Consider the following 20,289-nt stretch of genomic DNA (forward strand, 5'->3'; position numbering starts at 1 on the left):
TGGCCCCCGCCGTGTTTCAGGCGTCGATACGCATGGAGTATCGGCTCTGCCTGCTCCAGATGTCCGCATAGCAGCCCTGGTCGGCCAGCAGCTCGGCATGGCTTCCCTGTTCCACGATACGGCCTCCTGCCAGGTAGATGATCCGATCCATGTCGCTGACGGTGGAGATCCGATGAGCGATCGCGATGACGGTACGGTTGCTCATGGCATTGGCGATGGCGGCCTGGATATCCTGTTCCGACGCGGTGTCCAGGGCACTGGTGGCCTCGTCCAGGATCAGCACCGGATTGCCAGGTCTCAACAGGGCGCGGGCCAGGCTCAGGCGCTGGCGTTCGCCTCCGGAAAACTCGTCGCCGTTTTCCCCGGCCGGCGTATCGAGCCCCAGGGCCCGACGCGCGATGAAGGTGTCTGCCGATGCCATTCGGGCCGCGCGCAGCACGGCTTCGTCATCGGCTTCTGGCGCCCCGTAGGTAATGTTGTCCCGCACGCTGCGATTGAATAGGCCGACGTGTTGGCTGACCACCGCGAATTTTTCACTGAGGGCTTGTCGATCAAGCGCGCCCAACTCGACACCATCGATCAAGATCTTGCCGCTGTTGGGAGACAGTTGGCCGAGTATCAAGCGAATCAGGGTGGTCTTGCCTGCCCCGGAAGGACCGACCAGGCCAATTCTCTGCCCTTTATCGATGACCAGGTCCAGGTTCTCGAACAAGGGTGGCTCTCCGGGATAGTTGAAGCAGACCTTGCTCAACTCGATCCGGCCGGATACCGGCGGGTATTGGGGGGGCGGTGCGCTGTTCCCGACCAGGGAGGCAGGTGCCAGATCGTCCTGGAGAATGAACTCGAGCGCACCGTCGAGCGACCCCAGGTTTTCGTAGAAGGTGATCAAGTTGCGTGACAGGTCGAAAACGGTCATCACCAGTATGTTGGTGGCGGTGAAGACCAGGGCGAAGGCTCCCACGTTGCGTTCGCCGCTCAGCACATCGCCAAGTGCCAGGGCGGTCATTCCGGCGAACAGGCTGAAGACCGCGACGCTGGAGAATATGCGCATCAGCAGGACGTAGCGCCGTAGCAGGCGGGTCCTGTGCCGCTCCTCGTCCAGCCCGGTCGCCAGGAAAGCGTTTTCACGGCTAATCGCGCCATAGGAGAACACGGTTTCAAAGTTTCTCAATACATCGCCAATCTGTCCCGCGGAGTGGCCCGAAGCGATGAATTGCTGGCGGCCCAGATTTAAACAATGAAAGGCAAAGAAGGTCGTGCCGAGCATGTAGATAACAAGCCAGGCTGCAATCATCAAGGCATAAGTGCTATCGGCTATATAAAGGATCAGGCTGAGATTAAGTATCACCACTAACATGTTGACGACATCGAAAGTCAGCAGCTGAATCAATGTAACGCAGTTGTAACTTGAGCGTTTTATCGCCTCCACCAAGGCACCGCTCTGACGCTGTTGCAGCGAGGCGGGAGAGCGATTCAGCAAATAGGCGATTTGTCGTTTCTGGACGTGCGCGCGCAGGTCTGCGCTCGCCCTGATGTCGACCCATTGATAGAGCCTGAAGAACACCATGGCCCCGCCACTCAAGGCGATCAGCCCGATGAACCATTGAATGGCAGTGGCGCGTGCGGCTTCGTCGGTTCCCGCCAGGCCATTGATCACGTGCTCGAACGCCAAGGGAGTGGAACTCTCCAGCAGGGTACCCAAGGCTGTGAATGCAGCCATCAAGCCAATGCGCAATGCCCCGCTTTCACTCAGCATCTGCCGTAAGTAGACGAGCGGTGTGCGCGCGAGTGGCGGGTAAGAGGTCATATGCTATTACTCCTTGGGCGTAAAAAGTATTAGTTGGAAAAAACTTGACACTCATAGGTAGGGATAACCATGAACAACAACTTTCCTGATCCGAAAAACTTGCAGCAGTCGTTGGTTTCTAATCTGGGAGCAGTCGCTGATATTGCAGGCGAACTGCGCAGTAAGAGCAGCTCTGGGCAACTCCGATTCGAACTTGGAGGTGTCAAACTAGCGGGTCTTGATCTGTCCGGCACCCGAGTGTCGTATTCCAACTTGAAAAAGAGTGACTTGTCCGGCGCCTCCCTGAGTGCTGCTCGCTGGGACGGCTGCTTCTTTGACTCGGCCAACCTGACGAAGGCGAACCTGGCGAAAGGGGTGTTCACCAGCTCAAGTTTTGTCGACACCGGACTGAACGAAAGCGACCTGTCTGATGCCGACCTGAGCGGCGCGACCATCACCAACACCCTGTTGTCAGGGTGCAAGGGCGACAGGCTGAATCTGAGCAAGGCCAGCCTGTTCACTTCGAAGGTCGCCGGTGGTTCTTTCCGTTCCTCGACCCTGGTAGGGGCCGTGGCTCGTGAATCGCGATTCGACTCGACGGATTTCTCGGGAGCCGATTTCTCGGACGGCATTTTCACCAACTCGCTATTCCATGGCGTCAACCTGTCCAGCATCAAGGCGGTGGGTGCGAACTTCGAGAAGACCCGGTTCACCGAAGTGGTCCTGGCCGGCGCCGACCTGAGCAACGCCTTCCTTGGCCACGCTGATTTGTCGGGTGCCGACCTGTCCGGGGTCAACCTGAGCAACGCCAACCTGCAGGGCTGCAACCTTGCCGGTGCCAAGCTCGATGGCGCGCAACTGATTGGCGCCAACCTGCAAGGTGCAGACCTGCTGGGTGCCAGCCTTGAAAAAACCCAGGTGGCCGGAGCCAATTTCTCCGGTGCCAAACTCGATGACTCGTTCAAGCTCGCGTCGGGCCTCGATGCCGTGGACCAGTTGCAGGCTGGCAGCTCGAAAACCCTCGCCCTGAGACTCATCTAGCCCCTCATAGCCTGTTCAATGTCTCCCCGGGACTCAGGTTCCGGGGAGCATAGAGCCTGGATGACATCATTGAGCAAGACATCCTGCGGATGGCTATCGTCCATGCTCCAGCACAGGTGCAAGCCACTGCTCGTGCGGCGGATCGACAACCAGCTCCTGTCGCCCGCGATGGCCAGGCCGGACATCTGGCGTTGCTCCTGGAACAATGTGTCGGTGCCGAGCACTTGCTCTTCGAGCACGATGACCACCTGCGGGTCGTCGCCTCGCCAACGCTGCTCCTGGCCAGTCACGTGGCCGATGCGTTGATCGTCGCCCTGGCGCAGTGAGCGCAAGAGGCTGACGGGACTGGGGGCCAGGGCCTTGGCTATCGCCTGGGCCAGGGCCAGGCCATCGCTCTCGTCGACGTGCAGTAGTTGCCGGGTGGGCCGCGCAGCGGATCCTGCCCCGAGACCTGCCCATGGGGGCAACTCGGGTTCGGGCAAATCGGTGGAGCGTGGCATTGGCAACCTGGGCTGGGTATCGGTGGCGATCAGGCGATAGAACCATTCCAGGTGATGGAGCAGGATCGACCAGGAGGCTTCATCCATGACCAGGCGCTGCATGGCGATGGCGATCGTGCTGTGTCCCTGGGCGTTGGGGGAGGCTACGGCGAACAGCAGCAATGGCTGATCGAGCCCGTCGCCTACCTTCGACAGCAAGGCCTCTGGCAACCGGGCCTGCAGCGCTTGGCGTTGTTCCCGGGATTTGCTCGACAGGTCGGCCCAGATCAACGGCAGGTTGCTGGGGATGGGCGCGACATGGCCCTCGATGCCGGTGTCGGTTCGACTTAACTGCAGGCGCAGCGAGGGATGCAGTGTCAACACTTGGAACAGTGCCCTGCGAAACAGGTTCTGATCCAGGGGTTCGCGGCTGCAGATCACTCGTGTCAGCCAGCCTTCACGCGGGTCGCCCGCGGTTTGCAGCAACTGCCGTTGGGCTGGGGAGAGTTCGCATTGACGCTTGGTCGGGAGTATCTCGATGGGGAGCATCTGTGGCGCCAGCGCCTCGGCAATGGGCCTGCCTTGGTCGTCACGCTGGATGAGGGCAACCCTGATCAGCTTGGGTTGCACATCCTGGCGTGGCCACCGGGCCCTGACGGCGCGATCCAGGTCCGCCATGCTGGCGCCCTTGTTCAGTACGGCGAACACCTCGACCTCGGCGGGGGCGTCCTGCGCCGGGGTCGGCAGGTAGTCGATGGACTTCAGGATCTTCGTGACCCGTTCATCATCGGAGACGCCGGCCAGCTCGGCTATCGCGCTCTCTCGGTCCAGGTGGCCAAGGCGCACTTCCCAGGCAGTGGGTATCTCGTAGTTCGAGAAGCCTTTTTCCAGCCCGTGGACGGCAACCCCGACATCATTTATCAAGCAGTTGGATGAGCAGAACCCGGTATCCGTCGGCTCTTGCCATCCAGCCTGGCTGTTCCTCAGGTAATCGTAGATGTCCTTTTTTTGCGCATCGCTGTAGCGATAGAAGTCGATCAGCTGGGTTCGTTGGAAAATCGAGTCGTCATAGAAGGCCCTGCCGTCGAGACCGGCATAGCGTTCGACCTGGTGGTAGATCTTGCGACCCTCGGCGAGCTTGGCGTCGATGACTTGCGGGTCGAAGATATTCCGGTCATGGAAGAACCTGAGGCGCTCCTCGACGATCTGGCCACGGGACATCCCGGTGAAGATGAGGTTGATGCCACGCTGGTCGGCCAGCACCAGGCTGTGATCCAGAAGCGCCTTGAAGCAGCCTTTGCAGACGGTGCTATGGCGTTGCAGGCTTTCGCGGAACACTTCGCGCATCTGCGCATGAGTGCCGGTGACATGCTCGATGTTCAGGTCGCTGGTAATGCGGGCGATATTGTCGAACGCCTGGCGCGAGATGAAGCCGTTGTCGAAGGTGTAGGTCATCACCTTGAGCTGCATGTCCACCAGCTGGTGGAGAACATAAGTCGAGTCCTTGCCGCCACTGAACAGCAGCATGCAGTCGATATCGGAACGCTTGTGCGGGCGATTGGCGTCGACGATCCCCTGTAGCGTGGCACGGTCGCTGAAGTACAGGTCCAGGCGCTCTTTATAGCGGTCGTAACGACGGCACTCGCTACAGACACCCTCATGGTCCAGGCGGATTCCCGTGACTTGCGTCGAGATGGCGCAACGGCTGCAACGACTGGCGGTCACGGAGCGCGGCGAGTGGGCCATCGCCACGTCGCTCACCAATCCGCAGGACAGGACAAGCTGTTCCAGAGTATTCAGCTCGGCCTGGCTGAGCGCCTGTTGCGCCGGATCTTGGGCTGGACCTTTCATAGTTGCTCCAACAGTTGCAACAGTTCGTCATCGTCGGCCGTCGCCGTGAGGATGTCGGCTTCGATCCTGGCGGCCAGGCCCTTGATGGTCGGGTCGTCGAGGAAGTCGCGTAGTGCAATGTTGATGGCGAAGGCGGCCTCTACCCGCGACAGCACTTGCATGGCGAGAAGCGAGTGCCCACCCACGGAAAAGAAGTTGGCGGTGGCGCTTGGCGTATCGATCTGCATCAGCTCGCGCCAGATCGACGCCAGCGTGACTTCAACCGGGGTCTGTGGCGCTACGTATTGGGCGCTGTCCATGACCTGTGCAGTGATCTCGGGCAAGGCGCTGTAGTTGATCTTGCCGGTCACGGTGCGCGGCAGTACCGGAAGAAAACTGAAGTGCCTGGCGATCATCGCGATCGGCAAGCGCTCGCTCAGGAAGCGGCGCAGCTCGGCTTCGGGTACCTCCGGGCTGGTGACCAGATAGGCGATGAGTTCGTTGCCGCCCTCGTTCAGCTTGCGCTCGACGATGGCAACGTCCCTGACGCTGGAGTGCTGGCGGAAGGCGTTCTCGATTTCTCCCAGTTCGACGCGAACCCCATTGATCTTGATCTGCCGGTCGCGACGGCCAATGAATTCGAGTTCGCCATCGTCGAGCATCCGTCCCAGGTCCCCGGTGCGATAGACCAGGTCGTCGGCATCGCCGCTCACCGGGTTGCTGACGAAGACTTCCGATGTCAGGTCGGGTCGCTGGTAGTAACCCAGGCTCTTGAACGGCGTGCGAATGTAGATCTCGCCGATCATGCCGACCCCACAGGGTTTTTGCCGGCTGTCGAGGACCAGCACCCGGCAACCGTCGATCGGCTTGCCCACCGGAACACTGGCCCGCTCTGCGTCTTTGCGTTCAACACGATGAAACAGCTTGATCATCGTGGTTTCGGATGGGCCATAGAAATTGATCAGCTCGACCTCAGTACCGAAGGCGTCGAAGAACCGCTTGACATCGATAGGCAGCAATACGTCGCCTGCGACACAGATCCGCTTCAGTGTCTCAGGGCGCCACGCACGGTTCTGCAAGGCATTGAGCAGGATGCGCAAGATCGCAGGAGTGGTATGCACCAGCGTCACTGCGGCGCTGTCCAGCCAGTTGATCAGTCGCTCTGCGTCGGCCATCAGGTTGCGGTCCGGTGGCAGGCAGACCGTTCCGCCGATGTTCAACGGCGTGAAGATGTCACGCAAGAAGGCATCGAACGCGGGCGTGGTGAACTGGGTGCAGCGCACGGATGCATCCAGGTCGAATGCCCGGGCTTCCCATCTGGCAAAGTGCGCGATGCTTTTCAAGCGCCCCAGGATGCCTTTGGGTTCACCGGTGGAGCCGGAGGTGAAGTAGATGTAGCAGGGGCCCTCGGGGTCCTCCTCGAGCGTGTCCTGGCGCGGGGTATCGGCGCTACGAGGAACCCCGATGTCGATGAGCGCGACGGACTCGTGGATACCCAACTGCTGGATAAGGGCCGCGCCAGCGGCGTCGCACATAATGGCGAGGGGGTCTGCGTTGTCGATGGCCGTGTAGAGCCGGGCCGGTTGTGTCTGTGGGTCCAGGGGGACGAAGACCAGGGTCTCTTTCATCGTCGCTATGAGTGCCGCGATCACCTGCGCGGGCTCCGAGGACAGGATGACCACGGTACCGCTCGCCGGGCCCAGGCGGTCTCGCAACTCCACTGCCAGGCTATCGGACCATTGATCCAGGGCGCCATAGCTCAGGTCGCTTGTCACGCTCGACAGGGCAACGCGCTCAGGATGCTGTTTGGCAAGTGCGGAAAAGATTTTCGCAGCGTTGATCGTCATGAGCGAGGTTACCTCTCAGTCGTGGTCGGCACAGGGGGATTCGTGAGGTCCGCGCCACGCACTAGGCGGGCTGGCGAGTATGGGAGTCTTTCGCTGAGCGTGATGTCGTCGCGTGACAGCGGCAGTTGCAATAGCGTTCGCAGATGCTTGTCGGCATAGAGTTGCATCTGGTTGCGCACTCCTTGCGGCGAGGGCTCGGTGAAGTTGCCATAAGCCAGCAGCCCTCGGGCATGGGGCGGGGTATCGAATTGCACGATGGCGGTGAAGCCATCGCCACCGTTGGCAATGTGTTCGAGGGGGGAAGGGGAGTCGTCGAAATAGGTGGCCCGGATCAGTCCCAGCGGATCGGGCCCGCCGTTGCCGGGTCGCAGTCGAGCGCCAGGTAACTTGTAGAGTTCGCCCCAGGCAATGTCCGGGGAGGCCCCGGTCTTGCGCAGCTGGCGGACGGCATCGGCGAGTGTCGCTGCGGCTTTTGCCGGTTCGGCCAGGCCGCGAGGGCCGGCCAGAGGGTCCTGAGGATTGAAGGGCACGGTAAATATGCTGTCATCGCCCGGCATCATTTTCACCCATTGCTGAAACAGCGGCGCGCCACGGCTGCCGGCATTCATCGCGCGGTCCCAGCGAGCGAGGATCTGCGCGCCTACCTGGCTCTCGGAGTCCGTGGAACGCCGTCCTGCTGCAATCAGGTCATCGAGGGTGCGTGTGGCCAGCTCGGAGCCGGTATCGAGCTTGAGGTTCACCAAGGCGTTGAAGTCAGTCGATCGTGCAGGCTTGAGGTACTCGATGATGCGTTGTGCCCGCAGGTTGACGAACTGGCTGTTGACCAACCCCTTCGGGTAATGGCTTGGAACCAGGGTATTGGGCAGGGTGGCCGTCCAGGGTGGGTCGTTGGCGTTCTGCAGCCATCCGCTTTGGGGGGTGGTGATCTGCGGCAGCTTGTCCAGGGGCAGGACTGCGGTCCACAGCTGGTTGCTTTTTCGCCCATCCAGCAAGAGCGATGCCCTGGGGATCGGGTACTGGGCAGAAGGGTTGCGGCCACCGAAGTAATAGGCGATCTGCCCATTGCGATCGGCATAGATGATGGAAAAGACCGCAATCTGCTGCTGCGCCAGCGATTGGTTGAACTCGTCGAGGTTCTGCGCGCGTGCCATCTCTCGGTACTGGGACACGGTATGTGCAGCGTCTTTCCCAGTTACCCAGAGTGCCAGCGCGCGTTGCTTGTCCCGGGCGATCACCGGGCCGAAAAGGCTGTCGCGGACCTCTATGCGTTTTTCTTCGAACTGCCCGGAGGGCAGGCGTACGCGCACGGTTTCGACGCGGGTCGAGAAGGCGGTGCGCTTGCCATCGAGCAGGTAGCCATCGCCTTGCAGCGCGAGTTCATAGAGGTAGTAGCTGTGCATGGGGTTGACGGTGTGGGTCCAGCCCAGCGCCTGGCTGAAACCTATCACATGCATGGGCAGGCCAAGAAAACTCACCCCGTAGAAGCGATTGTCAGGGGTGATGGATTCGTATTCGAACCAGCGCACCAGTTCGGACCAGGGCAGGTGCGGGTTGCTCAACAACAGGGCCTTCCCGGCGGATTTGCCTGGCGCAATGGCTATGGCGTTGGAACCGCGGTTCTGCACCTCGGCCACAGCCGGTACAGCACCACTGGCCCATGCCTGGGTATCGGCAGCGATCATGCCCGGGGAGGTGGCAAATTCGTATAACAGCACATGGGCCAGGCGTGCCAGGACGTCAACGGCCCGGATCGGCAGCACGCTGCGTAACGGTGCGTCGATTTGCTCAGGATGATTGGCTGCAAAATCGTTGATGCCCCTGGCAAAAGACTCCAGGACCGCGCGTTCTGTGTCCCGCTGTTGTGTCAGCCAAAGGCTGGCGGTTTGTGCGACCCCCATCTGCCGTACCCAGATGTCTTGCGCCAGGGCCTTTTCGACGCCCAGTGTTCCGGGGGTTTCGGCCAGGCGCCCACGTGCGCGGGCCATGAGGCTGAGCACTGTATTGGCGTTGGCGCGCATTTGCGCCCAGCCCACGGCATAGGCCAGTTGCTCCTCGGTGCGGGCTTCTATATGGGGAACGCCCCAGATGTCCCAGGTGATCGGGATCGGGTCTTGGGCAGGGCTGGCATGTGCGAAGGGGGAAAATAACAGGAGCAGGCAAACTGCGGCGAGCAGGCTGTTGAATGGACCCATCAATCGCACCTCCCTGTGACACTCATTGCCAGATCCATCCATGACCCGCCGGCCCATCGCGACCTGAGCGCATGACAGGGGCGCTTCAAGCCAGGCCCGAGGCCTGGCTGCGGGAGTTGAACGATGCTAGTACATGATTTTCAATCGCGCCAACGAGGGAGGGAGGCTTTGCGGTTCGAGGTTCAAGTGACGCCTTTGCCACCGGCAGTAGTGGGGGACGGACGGATAAAAATTTTCTTTTTTTAAAACTGGACTACTTTTCCTGCTTGGTAACTGTGTTCTGACCGTTATTGCCTGGGTTGTGTGGAAAGACGTTCAACGGCCGCCTAGCTCTTTGGACGATGCACCCGGACCACAAGGAGCAGTGAAAGCAATGTCCGACCAGCTCAACCCCACGGTTAATCCCCAGTCTTCGTCGGCGAAAGTGCAAGCGGCAGACATCTATCCGCTGACCTTCTTGCAGGAGGGCCTGCTGTTTCACTCGCTTCAGGACGGTGCCGAGTGTGATTACCTGGTGCAGGTGTCCTGTCGCTTGGATGGTGTCGACGCCCAGCGCTGGCGCGAGGCCTGGGAGCGGGTTGTGGCGGGTGTCGATGTGCTGAAAACGGCCTTTGCGTGGCGTAATGTCTCTCCGCCCATGCAGATCGTGACGCGCGATGTCGCATTGCAATGGACGGTGGTCGACTGCAGCCATCAGGAGCACGCGGAACAGGAGTGCGTGTTCGAGGCCTATCTTGAACGCGATCGGGCCAGCCGTTTCAACCTTTCACGTCCTCCCTTGCACAGGATGGCGGTGTTCTTGCTCGGGAACGGTGGACTGCGTTTCGTCTGGACCTACCACCATCTGATTCTCGATGCCTGGTCGGCCACCATTCTCCTGGGCTGGGTCATGGATGCCTATCTCACTGGCAAACCCGTGCCCGCCAAACCGTTCAAGGCTTATGTAGGTTGGGTCCAGAAGCGCAACACCCAGCAGGCGCGGGAGTTCTGGAGGACGGTCTTTGCCGAGCCGGCGCCGCTCTCCAGCCCTCCGTTCCTGCAGCCCCAGGCGTTAGCCGTCGAACGCCAGCCACGTCGGCTCCAGCGCCTGCTGTCAGAGGCGGATACCCGGCGATTGAGCGAGGCCGTCGCAGCGCGTCGCCTGACCCTGGCGACGTTGATCCAGGGGGCCTGGGCCTTGACATTGCGCGACTTCAGCCTGTGCGAGGATGTGACGTTCGGGTGGGTCGTCGCTGACCGTTCGGCCGATCTGCAAGGGGTCGACAACATGGTCGGGCTGATGGTCAACACCGTGCCTGTCCGGTTGCCCTGCGATCCGGACACCACCGCCGACCGGTTCCTCCAGCAAGTCCAGGCCTCTTCCACCCTGGCCTGGGATAACGGGCGGTTGCCTTTGACCGAAATCCACGACATAGCCGGCCTGTCTGCGGGCGAGGCCCTGTTCGAGACCGTTGTGGTGTTCGAGAACCTGCCGCCGCTGCAGGAAGGTGGCGCACACGGCATCAGCGTGCAGGATCGCCGGGCATTCTGGCGCACCAGCTATCCCATCAGCCTGATGGTGGCTCCCCACTCGTGCCTGAAGCTGGAAATAGCCTACAACGCCGCTCAGGTCGAGGAGGGTACGGTAGCCGCGCTGCTGGAGAGAATGGAGGCCTATGCACTGGCCCTGGCGATCCATGCGCAGCGCCCGATCGGCGAACTGCTGGAGTCGCAGGCAGCGGTTTGTTGGGAAGGCCCGCCGCAGGTCCTGGGGCCCCGCAGCCTGGGTGCGCAGTTGCTGGAGCGATTGGCCGCACGCGGAGCGTCGATGGCCCTGCACTGGGGGACCGATGCCGGCCTGCAAGCCGATCAATTGGTACGCAGCAGCAGGGCGTTGGCCGACCAGTTGCGGGTACTGGGCCTGAAACCGGGCCATCTGGTGGCCACGCACCTGGAACGCGATGCTAGCCAGGTGGTTGCGTTGTTAGCGCTGCTTGAGGTCGGATGCCCGTTCTTGGCGATCGATCGTTGCCTGCCACTGGAGCGCAAGCATTACCTGCTGGCGGACAGTGGCGCCGGATTGATCATTGGCCCCGCTGATGACCGCTTGCCGGACTGTGAGGCGCAGCGCCTGGAACTCGATGCATGGGGCCGGTTGATCGCTGCACCGGCCCTGGCGGTCAGCAGCGTACTGCTCGATGAGCGCGCGGCTTACCTGATGTATACCTCCGGGTCCACCGGGCAACCCAAGGGCGTCGTGGTTCCGGTCGAGGCCCTGGAAAACCTGCTGATCAGTTTCACCCAGGTACCGGGACTGACTGCCCGGGACCGCTTTCTCGCCCTGACGACCCTGTCGTTCGATATCTCCCTGCTGGAAGTCCTTGGGCCGTTGTGGAGTGGGGCATTGTTGTTGCTTGCACCGAGCGAGGTGGGGCGAGATCCGCAACGACTGGCACAGCTGATCGCCCGCACGGAACCGACCGTGATGCAGGCCACTCCGGCCCTGTGGCGGCTGTTGCTCCAGGCTGGCTGGGCAGGGGCCGAGCATCTGCGTGCCTGGTGCGGAGGCGAGGCACTGGATCGCAGCCTGGCGCAGTTGCTGCTCGCTCGTGTCGCCCAGCTGTGGAATGTCTATGGGCCGACGGAAACCACCATCTGGGCCCTGGTCCAGCGGATCGGGGCCCAGGACCCGGAGATCTACTTGGGAACGCCGGTCAATAACATGCGCGCTTATGTCCTGGATACCCGCGGCCGGCATGTTCCGCTGGGAGGGCGAGGCCGGCTGTTTCTCGCCGGACGAGGGTTGGCCCTGGGTTATCACCGGCGCCAGGCGGCTACCGAGGCGGCTTTTGTGGCCGATCCCTTTGCCGCCGGAACGGGCGAGTTGATGTACAACACCGGGGATACGGTGCAGGTCACCGCACAGGGGCACTTGCGTTACCTGGGACGCAGCGACGGCCAGTTCAAGCTGCGTGGCATCCGCATGGAACTGGCGGAGATTGAAGCGGCCCTGTACCGGCACCCGGCGGTGCTCGCCGCTGCCGCGAAACTCTGGCCGGACGGCGAGGGTGGCCATGACCTGGTCGGCTACGTGGTGTGTTCCAGCCCGGTTGAACAGGAGGCTATACGCGCCGTGGCGGCAGGTGTTCTGCCACCTGGAACGGCTCCGGCGCATATCGTGGTGATGGACCGCCTGCCGCTTTCGCCGGCCGGCAAGGTCGAGCGCAAGCTGCTGCCGAGCCCCGTTCACGGTGCGCGGGCGTCGAGCGGGCGTCCTCACCGCTCGGCGCTCAGCGAAGTGGTCGAGGCCACCTGGAACAAGGTGCTGGGGGTGCGTGGCGTCGCCCAGGACGATGACTTTTTCGCTTTGGGTGGGCATTCCCTGAAAGTCGTGGCGGTCACTTCCTTGCTCAATCGGCAGTTTGGTACCTCGATTGCCTTGGTGGAGTTGTTCCGTGCGCCGACCCTCAGGGCTTATGCCGCCAGGGTCGAGCAGCTTGTCAGCGAGCATGCCGGAGGCCTGCGACCGGCCCCCTCGGTGGTCGACCGCACGGTGTGGCGCGGGCTTTCCTCGTCCCAGCGCCAGCTCTGGTTCATCAGTCACGCCGATAAGGCCCGGCGAGCGTTCCAGCTGACGTGCGCGTTGCAGATAGATGGACCGCTGGATGTGCAGTTGCTCAGCCGCGCGGTCGATCTCCTGCAACAGCAGCATGGTGCCCTGCGCACCCTCTTTCGCGAGTCTGCCGGGGCACCGCAGCAGCGGGTCCTGCCTGGCCCTCAGCGTGAGCTGGAGACCTGGGCGGTGGCAGAGATCGAACCGGCCCTGGCGCAACTGGCACGAGAGCCCCTGGCCCTGGACCAGGGGCCGCCGCTGCGTTTCGTCCTGCTGCGCGAGTCGGCCTTGAGTTCGGTTTGTGCCCTGGTCGTTCATCACTTGCTGGTGGATGAGTGGTCGCTTGGCATCCTGGTGGAGGACTTGAGTGCGCTCTACAGCGCTCTGGAGTCCGGCACCGAGGTCGTGCCCCAGCCTCAAGCTAGGCTGGATTTCCTGGATTATGTCGCCGATGAGATCGAACAAGCGGGTACGCCTCAGCGGCGCGCCGACCTGGACTACTGGCTCGGGCAATTGCGCCAGCTTCGCCCGACCCGCCTGAGCGCGGACCGTCATTGCCAGGCGAGCCCGGGGTTTCGCGGCGGGCACTTGCGCCTTGAGCTCGATGCGAGCCTGCGAGGCCACCTGGAGCGGGTGGCGGCGGCCCGGGCAATGACCCCTTTCGTTGCCTTGCTGGCGGGTTTCTACATCGTTCTGCAACGTTACGGGGTAGGGGATGACATCTGTCTTGGCGTCATGGACGCGGGGCGCACCCAGCCGGAAATGGAACGCGTCGTGGGCCTGTTCGCCCGTGCCTTGCCCGTTCGCTTGCAGATAGATGAAGGCGAGCCTCTGGAAGGCCTGATGCGCCGACTGCAAGCAACATTGCTCGAGGCCTCGATCCATGCCAGCGCGCCTCTGGACGAGATGGTCAGGGAACTGGACATGGTCGCAGAGCGTGGGCGCAATCCGCTGTTCAACATCCTGATCGTCATGCAGAACATGATGGGCGGCGCCACTACCTTTGGCGGGCTGCCGGCCCGGCCTGTCGCGGTCGACAGCGGTGTGTCCGAGTTCGACCTGCTGGTCGAGATCTTTGCCTCCGATCACGGTTATGGCGTGCGCCTGGTGTACGACAGCGAGCGCTTCGAGGCGGGCCGGATGGGGGAGTTCGCCGCGCGCCTGGAGCGAACGCTGCTGCAGATCGCCGACAACCCCCTGGCCCAGGTAGGGGATATCAGCCTGTTGGAACCTGGCGAGGCGGAATCCATGCGCCGGGCCTTTGCCGCGGAGACGCCATGAGCATGGATCGCCAAGAGTTGCTGCAAGACAAATTACGGGCCCTGAGCCCTGCACAAAGACAGCTTTTCCTCGAGGCCGTGGGCGAGCGTCTCAAGGCCCAGCGAGTGAAAATTCCACGGCGCAAGAACAATGAACGATTCAGCCTGTCATTTTCCCAGCGGCGTCTCTGGTACATCTATCAGTTGAACCCCGCCAGTACCATGTACAACATGCCTGAATGCGTGCGCTTGCATGGGCCGTTGAATCTCGAGGTGTTTCAACAGGCATTCAAGGACGTGGTCGCCCGGCACGAGAGCCTGCGGGTGACCTTCCACAACACTGCGCAAGGGCCGGTGCAGGTCGTCAGGGAAAATAACGATTGCACGATCGAGCTGATCGAGCTCTCGGAGCCCGACAGCGATGCCCTGGAGGCCAGGGCCCGTGAGCTGCTGTTCGAGATCTCCGACCGGCCCTTCGACTTGCACCATGGCCCGGTGGTCCGCCTGAGTTTGGTGAGGCTGGCCGCGGATCACCATTTCCTGCTGATCAACATGCACCACATCGTCAGCGATGGTTGGTCCATGGGGGTCTTCGCCCGCGACTTCTCGGCCTGCGTGGCGGCGAGGATGCTGGACAAGCAACCCGACTTGCCGCCACTGGAGGTGGGGTTCGGAGACTTTGTCGAGTGGCAGATAGACCGCCTGGACGGTCCGGCCATGGCACGGCAAATGGCCTACTGGCAGCCGCGACTGAAGCTGGTAGAGGATCTGGTACTGCCGTTCGACCGGTTGCCGAGCCCATCCACCACCGAGCAGGGCGGCTTCGAGTACATGCTCTTTGACCGAGCCCTGGCCGATGGCATCAATGCATGTGCCAGGGAGTGCTCGGTGACCTTGTACATGATGTTGCTGGCGGCATTTTGCGTGGTCATGCACCGGCAATCATTGCAAAGCAGCATCACGGTGGGTTCGCCCACGGCCGGCAGGGTACGTGCGGAGACCGAGGACCTGATCGGGTTTTTCGCCAACACGCTGCTGATCACATCGGCGGTGCAGCCGCAAATGAGCTTTCGTGAGGTCGCCCATGCCGTTCGTGAATCGGCTCTGGGGGCTTTCAACCATGATGAGATGCCCTTCGAGAAACTGGTTGAAACCCTGCGCCCCGATCGGGATGCCGCCCGTAGCCCGCTGTTCCAGGTGATGTTCATCCTGCAGAACACCCAAAAGCCGCCCCTCCACCTGCCGGGCCTGGTCATCGAGCCGTTCGCGGCTGGCAGCCTGTCGGTCAAGTTCGACATGCTCATCGAGTTCTATGAGTCGCCCGAGGGGATCACCGGTTGGCTCGGCTACCGCCGCGACCTGTTCGACGCACGTACCTGCAAGCGCCTGGCCGATCACTACCAGCGCCTGCTCGTCTCGATCATCGCCGATCCCGATCAACTCGTTTCTGAACTGGCGATGGAAGCCGAGCCGGTCGTCACGACATTCAATGATGATCTGGACGCTGAGTTCTAGGTTGCAGTCATTCGCTTTGGGGGTTATCGCCTGATGTGTGGAATCGCTGGATTCATGGATTTATCCGGGCAGGGAAGCGCTGATCCCAAGGTGCTGGAGGCAATGCTGCAGACCCTGGTTCATCGTGGACCCGATGCGCAGGGGATGCTGGTGGAGAAAGGGTGGGCCATTGGCATGCGGCGTCTGTCGATCATCGATCCGACTGGCAGTGAGCAGCCGCTGTACAACGAGGATCGCAGCCTGGCCCTGGTGGGTAACGGCGAGATCTACAACTATGTCGAATTACGGGAGCAACTGCGGGCCCGGGGACATGTATTTCGCAGCAACGGGGACATGGAAGTGATCCTGCACCTGTATGAGGAATACGGTGCGGACCTGACCGACCATCTCAACGGTCAATTCTCCCTGGCGCTCCTGGATCGACGTAGCGGACGCTTGTGGCTGTTTCGCGATCAGATGGGCATTACCCCACTGCACTATGCCGTCTTCGGCAACACCCTGGTGTTCGCTTCGGAAATCAAGGCGATCTTGCAGCACCCTGCCGCCTATCGGGCGATCGACCCCATCGGTCTTGACCAGGTGCTGTGTTTTCCCGGGCTGGTGAGTCCACGAACCATGTTCAAGGGCGTGTGCAGCCTGCCAGCGGGGCACCGCTTGCTGGTCGAGGGCGGGCAGATCACCGAGGACGTCTTTTGGGACATGGATTATCCCGTGCAGGGTGCGCAGCTGCAGGTCGCTGATGAGCGGGAAGTCATCGAGCAGTTTTTGGGCGTGTTCGATGCCGCCGTCGCGCGGCGACTGCGTGCAGATGTACCTGTGGGGCTGTATCTGAGTGGGGGGCTGGACTCCTCTTTTGTGGCCGCCTCGGTGAAGGCCGTGGCTCCTGATTACCCACTGACCACGTTCTCGGTGGTCTTTCCCGAAAACCGCGCAATCAATGAACGGGTCTATCAACTGTTGATGGCTCGTCAGTTGGGCAGTCGGCACATTGAAATCGCTTTCGAACAGGAACGCATCGCGAAAGTCCTGCCTGACATGGTCTGGCACAGCGAATGCCCGGTGACGGAGACCTACAACACCTGCACCATGGCCATGGCGGCCGCTGCGAGGGCCCATGGGGTGCCTGTGGTGCTGGGTGGGGAGGGCGCGGACGAACTGCTGGCGGGGTATCCGGGGTACCGTTTCGACGCGTTCAGTCGCCAACGCGGCAGCGAGGCGTTGAGCCAGGAGGAGGCCTTTGCCCGGGAGCAACTGTGGGGCAACGCCAACGTGCGTTATGAGCGGCATTATGGCGATTACCGGGCGTTTCGCCGGCGCTTTCTGTCAGCGGATGTGGAGCACCTGTTGCTAGCCGAAGACAGCCTGTCGCGGCCGGTGATCGACGTCGCCAAGGTGCAGGGGCGCCATCCGATCGATCAGCGATCCTACCTGGATCTGAAGCTGCGGCTCGCCGACCATCTGCTGGGCGACCATGGCGATCGCATGAACATGGTGTCCTCGATCGAAGGGCGCTTTCCGTTCCTGGACCCCGAGGTGGTGGAATTCCTGCGCCGCGTGCCGCCTCATCTGAAGCTCAATGGCATGGACGAGAAATACCTGCTCAAGCAAGCCGCCATCGCCAGGGTGCCCAAGGCCATCATCCAGCGTGAAAAGTTCGGGTTCCGGGCTCCGGGTTCAAGTTTCCTGCTGGCGCAGAACAGAGAGTGGATTCACGACATGCTGGCTCCGGAGCGTGTCGCCCGGGAGGGTTTTTTCGATGCCAAGGCCATCAGCGCTGAATTGCGACGGCACGAAAACAGCTCGGCCGGCGCCAACCCCCATGCTGACGACGACATCTTGCTGTTTGCACTGAGCTTTTCCATTTTGCTGGAGAAATTTTCCATCAAAGGGCTTTAGGTTTCTGTCGCCGGGCATCTCGCAGCAGGGCAGGCGCGAAGGGCGCAGCGCTGGCTAAGTGGCCTTTAGCCAGATGACAATAATTTACGTTCTCTAATTTGACAGGCCCGAGGACTGTGTCTAAAAAAATACAACGCAAGAATATTTCCATATATTTCTTGTAGGGTTTCTGGTGTCACCTGATACCCGAGGCTCGAAGCCCGAACTTCTTTTTTGCTTGAGGTCGGTCTGGAATCAGCCGGTCAAGGAGAGACGTCCATGCCTTTGAAGTCGATTGTTCAAACGCAAGAGAATACCTCGGCAGTGCTTCACCCTCCCGTCGCTCACCGTGCGGCATGCCTGCGGCAACGGGTTGCCCGGCACGGTGCCGGACATGAGCTTGGCGGGCAGGATTTCAGCGCTGCGGATCTTTCCCGGCTGCGGTTGCGTTCCAGTGATCTGACCGGCTGCAAGCTGACAGCGGCCGATTTGTCCGAAGGGCGTTTCGAGTTGAGCGCGTTCGTCAACGCCGACCTCGATGCCGCCGATCTTTCCCGAGCCGTGCTACGTGGTTGCAGTCTGGCCGGGGCTTCGCTAGTGGGTGCCAAGCTCGATGGCGCGGTCCTTGAAGATGCTCGACTCAGCGGTGCCCGTATGCTTCGGGCAAGCGCTCGGCAGGCCTGCCTGCGCCGCTGCTCGGCGGACGCTAGCCAGTGGTCGCACGCCGACCTGGGTGGCGCCGATCTTTCGGATGCTTCGCTGGGCAAGGCCGACCTGAGTCATGTTTCCCTGGTCAATGGCAATCTCTGCCGCACCAATCTTGAATCTTCCGACCTGCATGGCGCTGATCTGCGCCAGGCCTACCTGGGCCAGGCGGTGATGATCGATATCAATTTGTCAGGCGCCGACTTGCGAGGCGCCGACCTGCGCTTTGCCAATTTGCGTGGTGCCGATCTGCGCGATGCGGATCTGCGTGAGGCCATGCTCACCGAGGCCTGCCTTGAGGGCGCCGATCTGCGGGGCGCGCAGTGGGCGGGTGCGACATTCGCCGGCGCCTCTGTAAAAGAGGCCCAGCTCGATGGCGCTTTGGCTTCTCACCTGGAGACGGGCATCCAGGGCCGTCAGTCGGCCGGTGTGATGGGGATCTACAACGACTCGGTAATGGCCAGTAAAGGGTCGGTGTAGGGCAGCCAAGGGCGCTTGCCGCCGCTCGATGATGCGTTGATACCTGCTCGCCAGGTGGGCCGTTCACCCACCTGGCGATGCTCTTCATCGAACGCAAGCTTCAACCCTGCAGTCCTTGAGTGCAGGTTGCCGACTGTTTCGGTGGGCACTGATATAAGAAAGTATTCTGTATTCTTTGGTTCAATTAGCGCTTGTAAGATCTGTCCGGTGTTAATCGAGTTGATTTGTCCGGCGCTTGAACGTTGAATTTCATACACACTTCCTGTCTCTGTGAAGTGTTTGGAGTAGTTGTAATAGGCCTGGCATGAAGTACGGGTTATTAATATTCCTGATATCTAATTTTTCAATATCCGATCAACACCCTGGTACTTTTGCCAGGGCACGTTTGCTTGAGTCGAATTTCTTCGAGTTACCGTATTCATTCCCAAATGGCATGGCTGGCAAAGGTTGTGTTTTTGCTTGAGATGCCAGCCAGGCCATTGAAATAAGGATGTTTTTGTTTTCAGCTGGTTTTTTTTAACGTCGCAAAAAATTCACGTTTAAGGCATTTGACAGAATTGGGACCCTCGACTACACCCTAGCAGGCGAGACGTCCCGCACGCTGTATTTGGCCTCATGTCCTGCAGTGAATTTTGTACAGAATTACTTGGACCAGGCTTGCTCTGTATATAACTTTTGTTTCAACGCAGTCTCAAACCATTGAGGAGAGACAACTATGCCTTTGAAATCAGTCATACAAGTGCAAGAGAAGAGTACCTCGGAAACTTCAAGCTCCCCCGTTGCTTATCGTGCCGCTTGCCTGCGTCAGCAGGCGGCTCGCCAGAGTGAAGGGCATGATCTATCGGGACAGGATTTCAGCGCGGCGGATCTTAGCCGTCTGCGTCTGCGTTCCAGTGATCTGAGCGGCAGCAACCTGGCGCAGGCCAACCTGTCGCAAGGGCGTTTCGAGCAGAGTGTTTTCGCCAAGGCCGACCTCACCGGGGCCGACCTGTCGAAAGCCGTACTGCGTGGCAGCAACTGCGAAGGTGCGACGCTGTCGGGCGCTCTGCTCGGCGGTGCAGTCCTTGAGGATGTCCGGCTCAATGCCGCGCTGATGGCCAGTGTGAGTGCACGCCAGGCGTCCTTCCGTCGGTCCTCGATCGCAGGCAGTGAGCTGACTCATGCAGAGCTTTGCGGGGCTGATTTTTCCGATGCCTCGCTGGCGGGCTCGGACCTGAGCCACGCTTGGCTGGTGGACGCCAATCTGTGCCGCACCAACCTGGAAGGGGCGACCCTGCGCAGTGCCAATCTGAGCCAGGCCTACCTGGGTCAGGCGGTGCTGATCGGTGCCGATTTGCGTGGGGCGGACCTGCGAGGGGCCGACCTGCGTTTTGCCAACTTGCGTGGTGCTGATCTGTGTGGTGCCGACCTGCGTGATGCCATGCTCACCGAGGCTTGCCTGGATGGAGCCGATCTGCGTGGCGTGCAATGGAGCGGTGCGACATTTGCCGGTACGGGGGTGAAAGAGGCTCAGCTCGATGAGGCGCTGGCCCGGCATCTGACCCTGGGGGTGATCGAGGGTGATGCTGCAAGCGTGATGGGCATCTTCAATCACGTTGTTGTGGCCGGTAAGGGTGGTGGCGGTGGCGGTGGCAACGCCTGATAGGCGCTTGTCGGTTTAACGCCTGGGTGTCGCCCGGCTTCGGATG

The 20,289-nt window shown here is 61.3% G+C and carries 10 protein-coding genes; 6 read left to right on the plus strand and 4 right to left on the minus strand.

What is annotated here, in order from left to right; all coding sequences use genetic code 11:
- Positions 1-16: 16 nt before the first annotated feature.
- Positions 17-1,807 (minus strand): ABC transporter ATP-binding protein, encoded by a 1,791-nt coding sequence (locus C4K39_RS13705; protein WP_124346678.1) that lies wholly within the window; start codon positions 1,805-1,807, stop codon positions 17-19.
- Between the two features lie 69 nt (positions 1,808-1,876).
- On the opposite strand from C4K39_RS13705, the gene C4K39_RS13710 reads away from it, so the two are divergent.
- A complete protein-coding gene (locus tag C4K39_RS13710; protein ID WP_124346679.1) occupies positions 1,877-2,827 on the plus strand; it encodes a pentapeptide repeat-containing protein in 951 nt (316 codons plus the stop codon).
- On the opposite strand, the gene C4K39_RS13715 is transcribed toward C4K39_RS13710, so the two are convergent.
- Genes C4K39_RS13715 through C4K39_RS13725 form a run of 3 tightly spaced genes read right to left on the minus strand, consistent with a single transcriptional unit; the run spans position 2,824 to position 9,175 of the window.
- Complete coding sequence (locus C4K39_RS13715; RefSeq protein ID WP_124346680.1) at positions 2,824-5,157, minus strand: 7-cyano-7-deazaguanine synthase; 2,334 nt, start codon at positions 5,155-5,157, stop codon at positions 2,824-2,826. The genes C4K39_RS13710 and C4K39_RS13715 overlap by 4 nt on opposite strands.
- The gene (locus C4K39_RS13720) at positions 5,154-6,983 is read right to left on the minus strand and encodes a non-ribosomal peptide synthetase (RefSeq protein WP_124346681.1); all 1,830 of its coding nucleotides are present in this window, start codon (positions 6,981-6,983) and stop codon (positions 5,154-5,156) included. The genes C4K39_RS13715 and C4K39_RS13720 overlap by 4 nt, the downstream gene beginning before the upstream one ends.
- Before the next feature lie 8 nt (positions 6,984-6,991).
- On the minus strand, positions 6,992-9,175 hold the full coding sequence (locus C4K39_RS13725; RefSeq protein ID WP_164487282.1) for a penicillin acylase family protein: 2,184 nt from the start codon (positions 9,173-9,175) through the stop codon (positions 6,992-6,994).
- A gap of 373 nt (positions 9,176-9,548) precedes the next feature.
- On the opposite strand from C4K39_RS13725, the gene C4K39_RS13730 reads away from it, so the two are divergent.
- The 5 genes from C4K39_RS13730 to C4K39_RS13750 all read left to right on the plus strand — a co-directional run bounded on the left by C4K39_RS13730 (position 9,549) and on the right by C4K39_RS13750 (position 20,243).
- A complete protein-coding gene (locus C4K39_RS13730; RefSeq protein ID WP_124346683.1) occupies positions 9,549-14,048 on the plus strand; it encodes a non-ribosomal peptide synthetase in 4,500 nt (1,499 codons plus the stop codon).
- Positions 14,045-15,541 carry a condensation domain-containing protein gene (locus C4K39_RS13735; protein ID WP_124346684.1) on the plus strand — a complete coding sequence of 499 codons (1,497 nt, stop codon included), beginning with the start codon at positions 14,045-14,047 and terminating at the stop codon, positions 15,539-15,541. Before C4K39_RS13730 ends, C4K39_RS13735 begins: the two co-directional genes overlap by 4 nt.
- 33 nt (positions 15,542-15,574) lie before the next feature.
- Entirely contained in the window at positions 15,575-17,437 is a 1,863-nt protein-coding gene (gene asnB / locus C4K39_RS13740; RefSeq protein WP_124346685.1) for an asparagine synthase (glutamine-hydrolyzing), read from the plus strand.
- 258 nt (positions 17,438-17,695) lie between these two features.
- Positions 17,696-18,601, plus strand: coding sequence for a pentapeptide repeat-containing protein (locus tag C4K39_RS13745; protein ID WP_124346686.1), 906 nt, complete (start codon positions 17,696-17,698; stop codon positions 18,599-18,601).
- A gap of 715 nt (positions 18,602-19,316) precedes the next feature.
- On the plus strand, positions 19,317-20,243 hold the full coding sequence (locus tag C4K39_RS13750; RefSeq protein WP_124346687.1) for a pentapeptide repeat-containing protein: 927 nt from the start codon (positions 19,317-19,319) through the stop codon (positions 20,241-20,243).
- The last annotated feature ends 46 nt before the right edge of the window (positions 20,244-20,289 follow it).

Source organism: Pseudomonas sessilinigenes (assembly GCF_003850565.1).
In the GTDB taxonomy this organism is placed as follows: domain Bacteria; phylum Pseudomonadota; class Gammaproteobacteria; order Pseudomonadales; family Pseudomonadaceae; genus Aquipseudomonas; species Aquipseudomonas sessilinigenes.

Excerpts from the sequence above, each read along its gene's own strand:
- C4K39_RS13705 (WP_124346678.1), bottom strand. The coding sequence starts at position 1,807 with ATGACCTCTTACCCGCCACTCGCGCGCACACCGCTCGTCTACTTACGG.
- C4K39_RS13725 (WP_164487282.1), bottom strand. The coding sequence starts at position 9,175 with ATGGGTCCATTCAACAGCCTGCTCGCCGCAGTTTGCCTGCTCCTGTTA.
- C4K39_RS13745 (WP_124346686.1), top strand. The coding sequence starts at position 17,696 with ATGCCTTTGAAGTCGATTGTTCAAACGCAAGAGAATACCTCGGCAGTG.
- C4K39_RS13750 (WP_124346687.1), top strand. The coding sequence starts at position 19,317 with ATGCCTTTGAAATCAGTCATACAAGTGCAAGAGAAGAGTACCTCGGAA.
- C4K39_RS13735 (WP_124346684.1), top strand. The coding sequence starts at position 14,045 with ATGAGCATGGATCGCCAAGAGTTGCTGCAAGACAAATTACGGGCCCTG.
- C4K39_RS13715 (WP_124346680.1), bottom strand. The coding sequence starts at position 5,157 with ATGAAAGGTCCAGCCCAAGATCCGGCGCAACAGGCGCTCAGCCAGGCC.
- C4K39_RS13710 (WP_124346679.1), top strand. The coding sequence starts at position 1,877 with ATGAACAACAACTTTCCTGATCCGAAAAACTTGCAGCAGTCGTTGGTT.
- asnB (WP_124346685.1), top strand. The coding sequence starts at position 15,575 with ATGTGTGGAATCGCTGGATTCATGGATTTATCCGGGCAGGGAAGCGCT.
- C4K39_RS13730 (WP_124346683.1), top strand. The coding sequence starts at position 9,549 with ATGTCCGACCAGCTCAACCCCACGGTTAATCCCCAGTCTTCGTCGGCG.
- C4K39_RS13720 (WP_124346681.1), bottom strand. The coding sequence starts at position 6,983 with ATGACGATCAACGCTGCGAAAATCTTTTCCGCACTTGCCAAACAGCAT.